The following is a 16,024-nucleotide window of genomic DNA, read 5'->3' as shown; positions in this document are numbered from 1 at the left end:
GCACAGCCAGGAAAGGGGAACTTAAATGACTGGTTCAGAACGCAGGACAGCGATCATGGATCAAATTAAAAACAGTGAACGGCCGGTCTCAGGAAGTGCTCTGGCCAGAACATTTCAGGTCAGCAGACAGGTGATCGTGCAGGATATTGCGCTGATACGCGCGGAGGGGAATGACGTGATCTCCACCAATAGAGGATATATTTTTACTGCTCCCCATACTGTGAGCCGGATATTCAAGGTGCATCATACAGATGCGGATCTGGAAAACGAGCTCTGCGGGATTGTGGATCTTGGCGGAAAAGTGATCAACGTAATGGTGAATCACAGAGTTTACGGGCATATCGAGGCAGAACTGAATATCAGCTCCAGGCGCCAGGTTGAGAATTTTATGGAGGATATCCGAAGCGGCAAGTCCAGTCCTCTGAAGAATATCACATCGGATTATCATTATCATAAAGTAGAAGCAGAATCCGAGGAAATCCTGGATATGATCCAGGATATGCTGAAACGGCGAGGATTTCTGATCGAAGCAGAATAGCAGAAGTCAGATACAAAAAGAAAAGATATACAGAATGAGAAAATTCTGTTAATATGAAATATAGTGATCACGAAGATAAGAGAAGGAATCCTGCATGTCAGGGTTCCTTCTTGCACCCTGCGGAAATGTGCACCTTGTGGAAATGTGCAGACAGGGAAAACAGGATGCAGATATGAGGGTGAGAAAAAATACGGCTTGATATGCATGGAGGGGGAAATGGATTATCAGAGTATGTTTACATTTATGCTGGAGATGGCAGGAACTATTGCGTTTGCTGCTTCCGGAGCTATGGTGGGGGCGCAGAGAGGAATGGATATTTTCGGGGTCTGCGTTCTTGGAGTGGTGACTGCAGTGGGCGGAGGAGCTACCAGGGATATTATCCTGGGAATCGTGCCGCCGGGAATGTTTCAGGATCCGCTGTATACCATTGTGGCAACCGTGACGGCCTGTATTGTTTTTGCAGTGATGTACTGGAAGCAGGAGCTTTTGGAAGGCGGGAACCGGCTGGTCTATGATAAGGTGATGCTGGTGATGGATACGGTTGGCCTTGGTGTGTTTACTGTCATGGGGGTTGATAAGGGGATTTCCCAGGGGTATATGGAAAGAACATTTTTTCTTGTATTTCTTGGGACTGTCACAGGAGTTGGAGGCGGCTTGATCCGTGATATGATGGCAGGAGTACCGCCATATATTTTTGTGCGCCATATTTATGCCTGTGCGTCTATTGTAGGGGCCATTGCCTGTGTTTGGATATACAGGCTGTGGGGCGGAGTGCCGGCCATGGTGATCGGAACGGTGGTAGTGATCCTGATCCGGTACCTGGCGGCACATTACCGGTGGAATCTGCCGAGACTGAGAAGAGAATAAAAAAAGATATGAAAAGCTCCGGAACATTTAAGGAATAATGTTCCGGAGCTTTTTGGCTTTTATTTGGTTTATATTGCGTAGAAGATTTTATCTGTTCCTCTCATAAGAGAATCATGCGTCTGTATCCTGCAGAGCCAGGAAGCCTTCCTCGCCGGTACGGATCTTGACAACGTTTTCGATATCGTAAACGAAGACCTTACCATCACCGATCTGACCGGTATGAAGAACTTCTTTTGCAGTATCAATAACCTTCTGAACCGGTACAAGACTTACAACGATCTCGATCTTAACCTTCGGACGGAGGTTCATGTCGACTTCAACACCACGATAGTAGGTTGGAGCACCCTTCTGAACACCACAGCCCATAACGTTTGTGATAGTGATACCGGTTACGCCGATCTCGTTCATAGCCTGCATAAACTCATCCAGCTTGTTCTGACGTGTGATGATAACAACCTTTGTCAGTTTGTGTACGCCGTCTGCAGGAATTTCAGGAACAGATTCAGCAGGAGCAGAAGGAGCATGTTTTACAACAGGGGCTTTTACGGAAGTTCCCATTGGAGTCGGAGCCTTTGTCATGGTATCCTGTACAAAGAATCCATCGTAAGCACTTGCGAGGCCATGCTCTTTCATATCCAGACCCGCGATCTCTTCCTCAGCGGAAACACGAAGTCCGATCGTGTGTTTGATTACCTGGAAGATAATTGTCATAGTAACAGCAACCCATGCGATGGTGATAACCATACCAATAAACTGAACACCGAAGCCATGGAAACCACCGCCTGTGAGAAGACCCTTCCACTCGGTACCTGCACCGTCGGAGAAAAGACCGACAGCAAGAGTTCCGAAAGCACCGTTAAGACCGTGAACGCCAACAGCACCAACCGGGTCATCAATTTTGAGAACTTTATCAACAAATTCAATACCAAATACTACAATGAATCCGGAGAGGATTCCGATGATAGCTGCAGATGTAGGAGATACGGTATCACAGCCTGCTGTGATGGCTACCAGTCCTGCAAGAGAACCGTTCAGGGACATGGAAACATCCGGTTTTTTATAGCGGATCCATGTGATCAGCATAACTGTTACAGTAGCAACAGCAGCTGCAAGGTTTGTTGTTACGAAGATCTTTCCGGCGCTTACAATGGCATCGCCTTCCATGCTGACAGTAGATGCACCGTTGAAACCGAACCAGCAGAACCAGAGAATGAATACACCAAGTGCACCAACTGTAAGGTTATGTCCCGGGATCGCTCTGGATTTACCGGATTTGGAATATTTTCCGATACGAGGTCCGAGGATGATGGCACCGATCAGTGCAGCAACACCACCAACCATGTGAACGGCACAGGAACCTGCGAAATCATGAAATCCCATCTGGCTGATAAAGCCGCCGCCCCAGATCCAGTGACCGGATACAGGATATACAACGAGACTGATCAGTAAACTGTAGATACAGTAGGAGATGAATTTAGTACGCTCTGCCATGGCACCGGATACGATGGTAGCAGAAGTAGCACAGAATACAGTCTGGAAGATGAGAAATGCCCAGAAAGGAACTCCATCCGGAAGCATTGCGTTTCCGTAGTTTGCCTCTGAGGCGATTCCGCCAATTTTGCCGAAGAAACCGTTTCCTGCACCGAACATGATGCCAAATCCAACCAGCCAGAAGACCGGTGTACCGATACAGAAGTCCATCAGGTTTTTCATGATGATATTTCCTGCGTTTTTTGCTCTTGTGAATCCTGTTTCGACCATTGCAAATCCAGCCTGCATGAAGAAGACCAGTGCTGCACCGACGAGGACCCAAGTTGTGTTTACTGAAGAATACATAGTAACACTCCCTTTCCCAATTTTTTTCTTTCTTATTATGTATAGAAAGAATTTTTGTAATACCGGACAGAAAAAAACAGATAGAATTTATCCAGTATCAGTATAACGAAAAAGCGCAGGAGAGAGGAAATTCTCTTCCGCGCCTTTACGAAATCAAAATTAGTATATGTAAAACAGGGGATATCTGTATCGTGTGATTAATGGATGAGGAAATCGATAATGAATTATGAAGTAGAGTTCATAAGGGATATCCCCTGTATTTACCGTATGAAATTGTTATCTGATATCCGTGATCAGATGGAGAATAACAGCTCGTCGTAGGTCGGATAAGGAAGTAACTCATCCGGGATCAGAGCCTCTGCCTCATCTGCAGATTTTCTTAAAGTTTCCATGTCTTCCAGAACAGTTTCCTGATAAGCCTTGGAGCATGCAAGTACATCGTCAGAAGAAGCAAGAGCTTTTGATGTATCTGCTTTCAGAGTTTCCAGATCTTTTGCCATGGTATCTGCAAGTGTACTCAGTTTGGAGATCAGAGCAGCTTCACTTGCTACAGAAATATCAGCTACTACGGATTTCTTTGCAGCTGCAGTATCTGCAAGCTTTTCAACATATGTATATACAGAAGGAATTACCTGCTTCTGGATCATCTCAGCCAGAGTGTTGGACTCGATGTTGATGGTCTTGTAATAGTTCTCAAGCCAGATCTCGTAACGGGAGAAAAGCTCTTCCCTTGTAAAAATGCCATGCTTTGTAAACAGCGCAATGTTCTTCTCAGCAATGAAATGCGGAAGTGCATCCGGAGTTGTTTTCAGATTGTAGAGACCACGTTTCTCAGCTTCTTCAACCCATTCGTCTGTATATCCGTTTCCGTTAAAGATGATGCGTTTATGCTCTTCAATGGTCTTCTTAAGAAGTGCATGTACTGCGCTTTCCATTTCTTCTTCCGGAACATCCTTAAGAGCTGCGCTGAATTCTGCAAGAACCTCTGCAACAGCGGTATTCAGTACGATGTTCGGGTTTGCGACAGATGCTGCAGAACCAAGCATACGGAACTCAAATTTGTTTCCGGTAAATGCAAATGGTGAAGTACGGTTTCTGTCTGTGGTATCCTTTATGAAGTGCGGAAGTACCTTTGCTCCGATATCCATCTGTACCGCATGCTTATTGCTGAAGAAGGTATCGTTTTCAATAGATTTCAGTACGTCTGTCAGCTCATCTCCAAGGAAGATGGATACGATCGCAGGAGGTGCCTCGTTTGCTCCAAGACGATGATCGTTTCCGGCGCTTGCAACGGATACGCGGAGAAGATCAGCATAATCGTCAACGGCTTTGATGACAGCTACCAGGAATACCAGGAACTGTGTATTTTCTGCCGGTGTTTTTCCTGGATCAAGAAGGTTTACACCTGTGTCTGTGCTCATAGACCAGTTGTTGTGTTTACCGCTTCCGTTGATTCCCTCAAATGGTTTCTCGTGAAGGAGGCAGACCATGTTGTGCTTGTCGGCAACCTTCTTCATGATCTCCATGGTCAGCTGGTTGTGGTCAACAGCAACATTTGTGGTATCAAATACAGGAGCCAGTTCGTGCTGTGCAGGAGCAACCTCGTTATGTTTTGTTTTTGCTGGAATGCCAAGCTTCCAAAGTTCTTCGTCAAGATCATGCATGTAAGCAGCAACGCGAGGCTTCAGGGCTCCGAAGTAATGATCTTCCATTTCCTGTCCTTTTGGTGCAGAAGCGCCCAGAAGAGTACGGCCGCAGAAGATCAGGTCTTTTCTCTTTTTGTAAAGATCCTTGTCAACCAGGAAATATTCCTGCTCAGGTCCTACGGTTGTGTCGATGTGACGGACCTCTTTGTTTCCAAGGATGTGAAGAATACGAACCGCTTCTTTGTTCAGAACATCCATGGAACGAAGAAGAGGAGTTTTCTTATCCAGTGCCTCTCCGCTGTAGGAACAGAATGCAGTAGGAATGTAAAGAGTTTTATCTTTAATGAATGCAGGTGAAGTAGGATCCCATGCTGTATATCCTCTTGCTTCAAAAGTAGCACGAAGTCCGCCTGACGGGAAGCTGGATGCATCCGGCTCACCTTTTACCAGCTCTTTACCGGAGAAATCCATGATCACCTGTCCGTCACCTGTAGGGGAGATGAAGCTGTCATGCTTCTCAGCAGTTACGTTTGTCATCGGCTGGAACCAGTGTGTGTAATGTGTCGCACCGTTTTCAGTAGCCCATTCTTTCATTGCAACTGCTACGGAATTTGCAACGTCCAGTTCCAGATGAGTTCCGTTTTCAATTGTTTTCTTTAATGCTTTGTACATGTCCTTTGGCAGTTTGCTTCGCATCACTTTGTCATTGAATACAAGGCTGCCATACATTTCAGGGATACTCTGTGCCATATAGGTACACTCCTTTCGATTTCACTCATTCATTATAATTTTTAATTATTTTATAAGGACCGCTGCCGGAAGAACCGAGTATAAACGGACCGGAAAACAAAAAAAGCGCTTCAGATACCTGCCGTATCCAAAGCGCCTTTGCTTTATGTGTTGCAGTATACACCAAAATAAAATATTGTCAAGAGCTTTTTTGAAAAAATCTAAAAAATTGACCAGGGCGATCGGACTGTCGGAAAATAGGCAGGGTTGACAAATCTTGTCCTTTTATTATAATCTGATATCGTAGTTATACAGTCGAAAAGTCAGCAATCGCTATAAGTGATTGAGGCAAAAGAAGCTTTTTGACCAGTGACAAAGATGTACAATACGGAAAGAACAGATGGAGGGAAATATGTCAGGAGTAAAGGAAGAATGTGGCGTATTCGGGATTTATGATCTGGATGGAGGGAATATTGCACCATCTATTTATTATGGTCTTACCTCGCTGCAGCACAGGGGACAGGAGTCCTGCGGAATGGCCGTTTCAAGGACGGACGGAGAAAGAGGAAACGTACAGTTCCATAAAGATCTCGGACTGGTAAGCGAAGTTTTGCGAAAAGATGTTGTACATAATATGAATGGTGATATTGGAATCGGACATGTTCGTTATTCCACCACCGGAGAATCTGTCGCAGAGAATGCACAGCCGCTGGTACTTTCTTATATCAAGGGAAGTCTGGCACTTGCGCACAACGGAAATCTGGTTAATACAGAAGCTCTGAAATGGGAGTTGATTCAGACAGGCGCAATTTTCCATACAACTACCGACTCAGAGGTTATCGCGTTCCATATCGCAAGAGAACGTGTGCATTCTGCCACTGTAGAGGAAGCAGTACATAAAACCGTAGAGAAGATCCGCGGAGGATATGCTCTTGTGATCATGAGCCCCCGGAAGCTGATCGGTGCCCGTGATCCTTACGGACTGAAACCCCTCTGTCTTGGAAAAAGAGATAATGCCTATGTCCTTGCATCTGAAAGCTGCGCGCTGACATCTGTAGGAGCGGAATTTATCCGTGATATTGAACCGGGTGAGATCGTCACGATCACCAAGAACGGACTGAAATCCAGTAAACTGACTGAGAAGAAAAAGCATGCTCATTGTGTTTTTGAATATATTTATTTTGCAAGACTGGACAGCACCATGGATGGCGTGAAAATCTATGATGCAAGGATCCGTGGAGGAAAATCTCTTGCAAAATCCTATCCGGTAGAAGCGGACCTGGTGACCGGTGTACCGGAATCCGGACTTCCGGCAGCAAAAGGCTATTCTGAGGAATCCGGAATCCCGTTTGGCTTTGCGTTCTATAAAAACAGTTACATTGGAAGAACTTTTATCAAGCCTACACAGCAGGAGAGAGAGTCCAGTGTCCATCTGAAGCTGAGCGTTCTGGAATCTGTGGTGAAGGGGAAGAGAATCGTTCTGGTGGATGATTCCATTGTCCGCGGAACTACCATTGCCAATCTGATCCACATGCTGAAAGAAGCAGGAGCAAAAGAAGTCCATGTACGTATCAGCTCCCCGCCATTTTTACATCCCTGTTATTTTGGTACCGATGTGCCGTCCAATGACCAGCTCATCGCAGCACAGCACAGCACGGAAGAAATCCGTAAGATGATCGGTGCAGACTCCCTGGGTTATATGCAGATCGATTATCTGGAAGGCATGGCAGGTGGACTTCCGCTGTGTAAAGCATGTTTTGATGGCAATTATCCGATGGAAATACCGGCAGAAATCAAACAGGATTAATGAACTATGTGGAATTAATCTCACAGTAAAAAATAATGGATTGAAAAACGAAAATGTAAAAACTGCACAATAAATATATAAAAAACCCGGATTTTGTCATATAAAATCCGGGTTTTTATAGAAAGACTCTTAAAAACGATAAAAAACATCAACTTGACAAATCTGACAACATGAGACATAATGTGGAACAGCCAGATGAAAAAGGGCCGCTGGTCTGGAATATACAGGAAAACAGCAAGGCCGAAAAAAGGCCGGTTTTTTGCCGAGATAAAAGAGAGGATGATATTTATGTCTAAAAAAATTAGATTGAATGCGACAGAGGATGTTAAAGAATTTGTTAAGGCTGCAAGTAAATGTGATTTTGATGTAGATATTTCATATAACAGAATTTTAATTGATGCAAAATCTATTCTTGGAATCCTCAGCATGGATCTGACCAGAGTTCTTACAGTAACCTGTCATGGCGAGGATCATGAGTTTGATCGTTTCCTTCAGAAATATGCAGTTGCCTGACAGACAGTGCAGAGACAGACAAGATATGAAAGACATAAAAAGAAAAGGCAGACGTGACTGCAGAGACAGGAGATCAGTTTGAAATCCTCAGCAGGCGTCTGTTTTTTCTTTGCATCCATTTCATAGGAAGAAATTCCGCAGACTATATGAAAAATCAGTTATTGACAAATAAAAAAAAATAGTTTATAGTAAACCATATTTTATATGAAAGATAACTGACAAAGGCGTCAGGAACGGATACCACAGGGGAATTCTCACCCCTTGGAATCTGTTCCGGACGCCTTTTTGTTGTGGGACACAAAATGGAGGAGGAAATCGAAGATGGCAGTAAAGTATGTTTTTGTAACAGGTGGAGTTGTTTCCGGTCTGGGAAAAGGAATTACCGCAGCGTCTCTTGGGCGCCTTCTGAAAGCCAGAGGGTATCAGGTGACCATGCAGAAATTTGATCCCTACATTAATATTGACCCGGGAACTATGAATCCCATTCAGCATGGAGAGGTTTTTGTAACGGATGACGGTACAGAGACTGACCTTGACCTTGGACATTATGAGCGTTTCATTGATGAAAGCCTTGACAAAAATTCCAATGTGACAACCGGTAAGATTTACTGGTCTGTTCTTCAGAAAGAGCGTCATGGTGATTTCGGCGGAGGTACCGTTCAGGTGATCCCGCATATTACCAATGAGATCAAGAGCCGTTTTTACAGAGCAAAATCCGCAGACGAAGACAGAATTGCCATCATCGAGGTTGGTGGTACAGTCGGTGATATTGAGAGCCAGCCGTTCCTGGAATCCATTCGTCAGTTCCAGCATGATGTGGGACATGACAATGCGATCCTTATCCATGTAACTCTGATCCCGTATCTCCGTGCTTCCGGAGAGATGAAGACCAAACCGACCCAGGCCAGTGTAAAAGAGCTTCAGGGAATGGGAATCCAGCCGGATGTCCTGGTATGCAGAAGTGAGTATCCTCTTACCGAGGATATCCGTGGAAAAATCGCCCTGTTCTGTAATGTGCCTGTAAGCAATGTGCTTCAGAATCTGGATGTGGAATATTTATATGAAGCTCCTCTTGCAATGGAGAGAGAAAAGCTTGCAGACGTAGTACTGCAGAGCTTAAGACTGGAGAATCGCAAACCAGATCTTACAGACTGGGAAAATATGGTAGAAAATCTCCGCCACCCGGATAAAACTGTGAAAATCGCCATGGTTGGTAAATATACACAGCTTCATGATGCATACTTGAGTGTTGTGGAAGCGCTGAAGCATGGCGGGATCTCTTGCCGTGCAAAGGTTGATATCACCTGGGTGGACTCCGAAGAACTCAATGAAAAAAATTTGGATCAGACTCTCCATTCTGTAGATGGAATCCTGGTTCCGGGAGGATTCGGAAACCGTGGTACAGAAGGAATGATCCTTGCGGCACAGTATGCAAGAGTTCATAAGATCCCATACCTTGGAATCTGCCTGGGAATGCAGATGGCTATTGTGGAATTTGCCCGCCATGTGCTTGGATATGAAGATGCCAACAGTATTGAGCTGGCACCGGAAACAACACATCCGGTTATTGCCCTGATGCCGGATCAGGAGGATGTGGAAGATCTTGGAGGAACTCTTCGTCTTGGGAGCTATCCGTGTGTGCTTGCAGAAGGCTCCAGATCCTATGAGCTTTTTGGAAAGAAAGAGATCCAGGAACGTCATAGACATCGTTATGAGGTAAACAACGCATTCCGTAAGGAACTGGACGAAAAGGGAATGTCCATTGTAGGAACATCCCCGGATGCTCACATTGTTGAGATGATCGAAATTGCCGGACATCCGTTCTTTGTGGGAACACAGGGACATCCGGAATTTAAATCCAGGCCAAACCATGCACATCCACTGTTCCGTGGATTTGTGCAGGCGGCAGTTGATAAAAAGACGGCAGAAGAAGCTGCAATGAAAGGATGAGAAAAATGAGAGAAGTAGCAAATCAGCAGCAGGGCCTCTACCGCCCTGAATTTGAACATGATAACTGCGGTATCGGAGCCGTTGTTAATATAAAAGGAAAGAAAACACATGATACAGTTGTCAATGCTCTTAAGATCGTAGAGAATCTTGAGCATCGTGCTGGTAAGGATGCAGAAGGAAAAACCGGTGATGGTGTCGGTATCCTTCTTCAGATCTCCCACAAATTTTTTAAGAAGGTCTGTAAAAAAGAAGGCTTTGATATCGGCGGAGAGAGAGAATACGGTGTAGCCCAGCTCTTTTTCCCACAGCAGGAGATCAAACGTGCCCAGGCAAAGAAGATGTTCGAGATCATCGTGGAAAAAGAGGGCCTGGAACTTCTTGGATGGCGTACAGTACCGGTCTTCCCGGAGGTTCTTGGTCATAAAGCGAAAGAGTGCATGCCGTGCATTATGCAGGCATTTGTTAAAAAACCGGAGGATGTGGAAAAAGGTCTTGCCTTTGACCGTATGCTTTACATCGCACGTCGTGAATTTGAACAGAGTAATGATAATACTTACGTAGTTTCCATGAACAGCCGTACCATCGTATACAAAGGTATGTTCCTGGTAGGACAGCTCCGTACCTTCTTTGGCGATCTTCAGAGCCAGGATTACGAGTCTGCCATTGCAGTGGTACATTCCCGTTTCAGTACCAACACGAATCCAAGCTGGGAGAGAGCACATCCGAACCGTTTCATCGTACATAACGGTGAGATCAACACAATCCGCGGAAACGCCGATAAGATGCTTGCACGTGAGGAAAACATGGAGTCTCCGTATCTGAAGGATGAGCTTCACAAGGTCCTTCCTGTAGTTAACCGCAATGGTTCTGACTCTGCAATGCTTGACAATACCCTGGAATTCCTGGTTATGAGTGGAATGGATCTTCCACTTGCAGTGATGATCACGATTCCGGAGCCATGGGCAAACAACGATACGATTTCTCAGGAGAAGAGAGATTTTTATCAGTACTATGCGACTATGATGGAGCCATGGGACGGTCCTGCGTCCATTCTGTTCTCAGATGGTGATGTGATGGGAGCGGTTCTTGACAGAAACGGTCTTCGTCCATCCAGATACTATATCACATCTGATGGCTATATGATCCTTTCCTCCGAGGTTGGTGTTCTTCCTGTGGATGAGGAGAAGATCGTATTAAAAGAACGTCTTCATCCGGGAAAAATGCTTCTGGTTGATACCGTTCAGGGTCGTGTCATTGATGACAATGAGCTCAAAGAAAAATATGCGAAAAAACAGCCTTATGGTGAGTGGCTGGACAGCAATCTGGTACAGCTTCGTGATATCAAGATCCCGAATCAGAGAGTTGTCGAATACACTCCGGAGGAGAGAGCACGCCTTCAGAAAGCCTTCGGATATACTTATGAGCAGTACCGTACTTCGATCCGAAACATGGCATTAAACGGCGCAGAAAGCATCGGAGCCATGGGACATGATACTCCCCTTGCAGTATTTTCCAAGGAACATTATCCGTTGTTCGATTATTTCAAGCAGCTTTTTGCACAGGTAACAAACCCGCCGATCGATGCGATCCGTGAGGAGATCGTTACTTCTACAAGTGTATATGTAGGAAAAGACGGAAATCTTCTGATCCAGAAGCCGGAGAACTGTCAGGTGCTGAAGATCAACAATCCGATCCTGACCAACACCGATATGCTGAAGATCAAGAATATGAAAAAGGACGGCTTCAAGGTTGTGACTATTTCCACATTATATTATAAGAGCACAAAGCTTGAACGTGCCATTGACCGTCTGTTCGTAGAGGTAGACAAAGCCTTCCGTGAGGGAGCAAACATCCTGGTCCTTTCTGACCGCGGTGTGGATGAGAACCATATGCCGATCCCGTCCCTGCTGGCGGTTTCCGCAGTACATCAGCATCTTGTAAAAACAAAGAAGAGCACTTCCCTTGCCCTGATCCTGGAGTCCGGTGAGCCGAGAGAGGTACATCATTTCGCAACACTCCTCGGATATGGTGCAAGTGCAGTCAATCCGTATCTGGCACTGGATACGATCCATGAGCTGATCGATACACATATGCTGGATAAGGACTATTACGCAGCCGTTGATGATTACAATCATGCAGTGATCAGCGGTATCGTAAAGATCGCTTCCAAGATGGGTATTTCCACTATCCAGTCCTATCAGGGATCTCAGATCTTTGAGGCAATCGGAATTTCCCAGGATGTGATCGATCGTTACTTTACAGGAACCGTAAGTCGTGTAGGCGGAATCACACTGGAAGATATCGAGGATAATGTAGAAAAACTTCATTCTGAGGCATTTGATCCCCTTGGGCTTGCCACAGATCTTACTCTGGACAGCGTAGGTGCCCATAAGATGAGAAGCCAGGGTGAGGAGCACAAATATAACCCGCGTACCATTCATCTTCTCCAGCAGTCCACAAAACAGGGCAGCTATGAGATGTTCAAGGAATATACAAAGCTGGTAGATGACGAGGGTCATGGAAACTTAAGATGTCTTCTGGACTTTAAGTTTGCCAAGGAGCCTATTCCGATTGACCAGGTTGAGAGTGTTGAGGATATTGTAAAACGATTTAAGACAGGTGCCATGTCCTACGGTTCTATTTCCCAGGAAGCACATGAGACACTGGCTATTGCCATGAACCATCTCCATGGAAAATCCAACACCGGTGAGGGTGGTGAAAGTGATGAGCGTCTGGATTCAGCAGGAACAGACAATGACCGCTGCTCTGCGATCAAACAGGTAGCCAGCGGACGTTTCGGCGTTACCAGCCGTTATCTGGTTTCCGCAAGAGAGATCCAGATCAAGATGGCACAGGGTGCAAAGCCGGGTGAGGGCGGACATCTTCCTGCAAAGAAGGTATATCCGTGGATCGCAAAAACCCGTCATTCCACACCGGGAGTCAGCCTGATCTCTCCGCCGCCACATCATGATATCTATTCTATCGAGGATCTGGCAGAATTGATCTATGACTTGAAAAACGCCAATAAATATGCGGATATTTCCGTAAAGCTGGTTTCTGAGGCGGGTGTTGGTACGGTTGCAGCCGGTGTTGCAAAGGCCGGTGCACAGACTGTTCTGATCTCCGGATATGACGGAGGTACAGGAGCAGCGCCAAGAAGCTCTATCCATAATGCAGGACTTCCATGGGAGCTTGGACTTGCAGAAACACACCAGACGCTGATCATGAACGGACTTCGTAACCGTGTACGTATCGAGACAGATGGTAAGCTGATGAGCGGCCGTGACGTTGCCATTGCAGCACTTCTCGGTGCAGAGGAATTCGGTTTTGCAACAGCGCCACTTGTAACGATGGGCTGCGTGATGATGAGAGTCTGCAATCTGGATACCTGCCCGGTAGGTGTGGCTACACAGAACCCGGAGCTGCGTAAGAGATTCCGCGGAAAACCGGAGTATGTGGAGAACTTCATGCGCTTTATTGCACAGGAGCTGAGAGAGTACATGGCACGCCTTGGTGTTGCCACCATCGATGAGATGGTAGGTCGTACAGACCTTCTTACAGTTTCTGACAGTGTGCAGGAGCCGCATAAGGGTAAGGTTGACTTAAGTGCCATCCTGAATAACCCATATGCAGGAAAGGGCAAAGTAACCTTTGATCCGAAGGCTGTATACAATTTCAATCTTGAGAAAACTCTGGATGAAAAAGTTCTGGTCAAGAAATGTGCACCGGCGATCCAGAAGGGGGAGAAAGTTTCTGTTGATGTAAATGTTACCAATACAGACCGTGCATTTGGTACCATCCTCGGATCTGAGATCACAAGAAATCATAAGGATGGACTTCCGGAGGATACGGTAACTGTAAACTGTACAGGTGCAGGCGGACAGAGCTTCGGTGCCTTTATTCCGAAAGGACTGACATTGAAACTGACCGGTGACAGCAACGACTACTTCGGAAAAGGCCTTTCCGGTGGAAAGCTGATCGTTAAGGTTCCAGAGAAGGCCGGATACAAGGCTGAAGAGAACATCATCGTCGGAAACGTGGCACTCTATGGTGCGACCAGCGGAACTGCATTTATCAACGGTGTTGCCGGTGAGCGTTTTGCAGTACGTAACTCCGGTGCGGTTGCAGTTGTTGAGGGTGTTGGCGAGCATGGCTGCGAGTACATGACAGGCGGCCGTGTGGTAGTTCTTGGAAAAACAGGAAAGAACTTTGCAGCAGGTATGAGCGGCGGTATCGCTTATGTCCTTGATGTGGATAACGTTCTTTACAAGAACCTCAATAAAGCAATGATCTCCATTGAAAAAGTGGATAATAAATATGATAAAAAAGAGCTTCGTGATCTTATCGAGGCTCATGTGGAAGCAACAGGCTCTGAGATCGGTAAGAAGGTGCTGGCTGATTTTGATTCCTATCTGCCTCACTTCAAAAAACTCATTCCGGATGAGTACAAGAGAATGATCACATTAAGTGCAAAGCTGGAAGAAAAAGGTCTGACCAGCCAGCAGGCACAGATGGAAGCGTTCTATGAGAGCATCGGCGTGAAACATTAAGGAGGATGAGGAAATGGGAAAGCCAACTGGATTTTTAGATTATGAAAGAGAAACGGCAAAGGTTCTGCCGCCAAAGGAACGTATTCAGAATTTCAACGAATTTCGTATTCCATTAAATAAAGAAAAACAGAAACTTCAGGGAGCACGCTGCATGGCCTGCGGCGTCCCCTTCTGCCAGTCAGGTATGATGATCGGCGGAATGGCTTCCGGCTGCCCGCTGCACAACCTGGTTCCTGAGACAAATGATCTTGTGTACACAGGAAACTGGAAGCAGGCATTCCTTCGTTTAAACAAGACACACAGCTTTCCGGAGTTTACATCCAGAGTGTGTCCAGCACTTTGCGAAGCTGCATGTACCTGTAACCTAAACGGAGATCCGGTCAGCACAAAAGAGAATGAGAAAGCGATCATTGAGACAGCCTATGCAGAAGGATGGGTAAAACCGCAGATCCCGCCTGTCCGCACAGGAAAGACGATCGCAGTCATCGGAAGTGGTCCTTCCGGACTGGCAGCAGCACAGCAGCTGAACCGCCGTGGCCACAGCGTAACCGTATTTGAGAGAAACGACCGTATCGGAGGACTTCTCCGCTACGGCATTCCGAACATGAAGCTGGAGAAAAAGGTCATTGACCGCAGACTGAAGCTGATGGAAGAGGAAGGCGTGAAATTTGTTACCAATATCAATGTTGGTGTTGACATCACGGCAGAACAGCTTCTGAAGGATTATGACCGTGTCCTTCTCTGCTGTGGAGCTTCTCATCCGAGAGATATCAAGGTTCCGGGAAGAGATGCCAAGGGAATTTACTTTGCAGTGGATTTCCTGAAGCAGGTAACAAAAAGTCTTCTGGATACAGATTTTGCAAAATTCCCATATGAGCTTGCAAAGGGCAAAAATGTTCTGGTCATTGGCGGTGGTGATACCGGTAATGACTGTGTGGGAACCTCCATCCGTCTGGGTGCGAAATCTGTAACACAGCTTGAGATGATGCCGCAGCCTCCTGCAGCAAGAACTCCTTCCAATCCATGGCCGGAGTGGCCGAAGGTCCTGAAAACCGATTACGGCCAGGAAGAGGCTATTGCAGTATTTGGCCATGATCCTCGGATCTATCAGACAACCGTTACCGAGTTTATCAAGGACAAAAAAGGAAATGTCTGCAAGGCCAAGATCGTAAAACTGAAAGGCGTAAAGGATGAAAAGACCGGAAGATTCAATATGGTACCGGTTGAGGGCAGTGAGGAAGTGATTCCTGCAGATGTGGTCCTTATTGCAGCCGGCTTCCTTGGCAGCGAGAAATATGTGACAGATGCTTTCCGTGTAGCGCTTACACCAAGAACCAATGTGGAAACAAAACCGGAGCAGTATGCAACAAGCGTAGATCGTGTGTTCACAGCAGGTGATATGCATCGTGGACAGTCCCTTGTCGTATGGGCGATCCATGAGGGACGTGAGGCTGCGAAAGCAGTGGATGAATCACTGATGAGCTATTCATATTTACAGTAAAATAACAGATACCAGGGGCAAAAGGTCAAAAAAACTGTTCGTGTTTCCGCGATAAAGCTTTTGAACTTTTGCCCCTTTTAAAAAATG

9 protein-coding genes are annotated in these 16,024 nt (G+C 46.0%); 7 read left to right on the top strand and 2 right to left on the bottom strand.

The features are described 5' to 3' along the window. Positions 1 to 25: 25 nt before the first annotated feature. The gene (locus DW694_RS01925) at positions 26 to 538 is read left to right on the top strand and encodes a transcription repressor NadR (protein WP_021651124.1); all 513 of its coding nucleotides are present in this window, start codon (positions 26 to 28) and stop codon (positions 536 to 538) included. 216 nt (positions 539 to 754) lie between these two features. Continuing rightward, positions 755 to 1,405, top strand: a complete 651-nt coding sequence (locus DW694_RS01920; RefSeq protein ID WP_118608253.1) for a trimeric intracellular cation channel family protein — start codon at positions 755 to 757, stop codon at positions 1,403 to 1,405. A gap of 111 nt (positions 1,406 to 1,516) precedes the next feature. Here the strand turns inward: DW694_RS01920 and DW694_RS01915 are convergent, their stop codons facing one another. Both DW694_RS01915 and DW694_RS01910 read right to left on the bottom strand, forming a co-directional pair. Beyond that, positions 1,517 to 3,241 carry an ammonium transporter gene (locus tag DW694_RS01915; RefSeq protein WP_022426742.1) on the bottom strand — a complete coding sequence of 575 codons (1,725 nt, stop codon included), beginning with the start codon at positions 3,239 to 3,241 and terminating at the stop codon, positions 1,517 to 1,519. A 293-nt stretch (positions 3,242 to 3,534) separates the two neighbouring features. Continuing rightward, positions 3,535 to 5,637, bottom strand: coding sequence for a glutamine synthetase III (locus tag DW694_RS01910; RefSeq protein ID WP_118608254.1), 2,103 nt, complete (start codon positions 5,635 to 5,637; stop codon positions 3,535 to 3,537). A 391-nt stretch (positions 5,638 to 6,028) separates the two neighbouring features. Between DW694_RS01910 and purF the strand changes: the two genes are divergently transcribed. The 5 genes from purF (at position 6,029) to DW694_RS01885 (ending at position 15,937) form a co-directional block, all read left to right on the top strand. Further along, the gene (purF, locus tag DW694_RS01905) at positions 6,029 to 7,423 is read left to right on the top strand and encodes an amidophosphoribosyltransferase (RefSeq protein WP_015525743.1); all 1,395 of its coding nucleotides are present in this window, start codon (positions 6,029 to 6,031) and stop codon (positions 7,421 to 7,423) included. A gap of 288 nt (positions 7,424 to 7,711) precedes the next feature. After that, positions 7,712 to 7,936 carry an HPr family phosphocarrier protein gene (locus DW694_RS01900; RefSeq protein ID WP_022426744.1) on the top strand — a complete coding sequence of 75 codons (225 nt, stop codon included), beginning with the start codon at positions 7,712 to 7,714 and terminating at the stop codon, positions 7,934 to 7,936. A 321-nt stretch (positions 7,937 to 8,257) separates the two neighbouring features. After that, positions 8,258 to 9,886 carry a CTP synthase gene (locus DW694_RS01895; protein WP_022426745.1) on the top strand — a complete coding sequence of 543 codons (1,629 nt, stop codon included), beginning with the start codon at positions 8,258 to 8,260 and terminating at the stop codon, positions 9,884 to 9,886. Beyond that, a complete protein-coding gene (gene gltB / locus DW694_RS01890; RefSeq protein WP_118752453.1) occupies positions 9,883 to 14,436 on the top strand; it encodes a glutamate synthase large subunit in 4,554 nt (1,517 codons plus the stop codon). Before DW694_RS01895 ends, gltB begins: the two co-directional genes overlap by 4 nt. A gap of 13 nt (positions 14,437 to 14,449) precedes the next feature. Then, on the top strand, positions 14,450 to 15,937 hold the full coding sequence (locus tag DW694_RS01885; protein ID WP_118608256.1) for a glutamate synthase subunit beta: 1,488 nt from the start codon (positions 14,450 to 14,452) through the stop codon (positions 15,935 to 15,937). The last annotated feature ends 87 nt before the right edge of the window (positions 15,938 to 16,024 follow it).

Origin of the sequence: Ruminococcus sp. AM26-12LB (genome assembly GCF_003480785.1) — a bacterium.
GTDB classification, from domain to species: Bacteria; Bacillota; Clostridia; order Lachnospirales; family Lachnospiraceae; genus Blautia_A; species Blautia_A fusiformis.
This window is presented reverse-complemented; position numbering and strand designations above follow the sequence as displayed.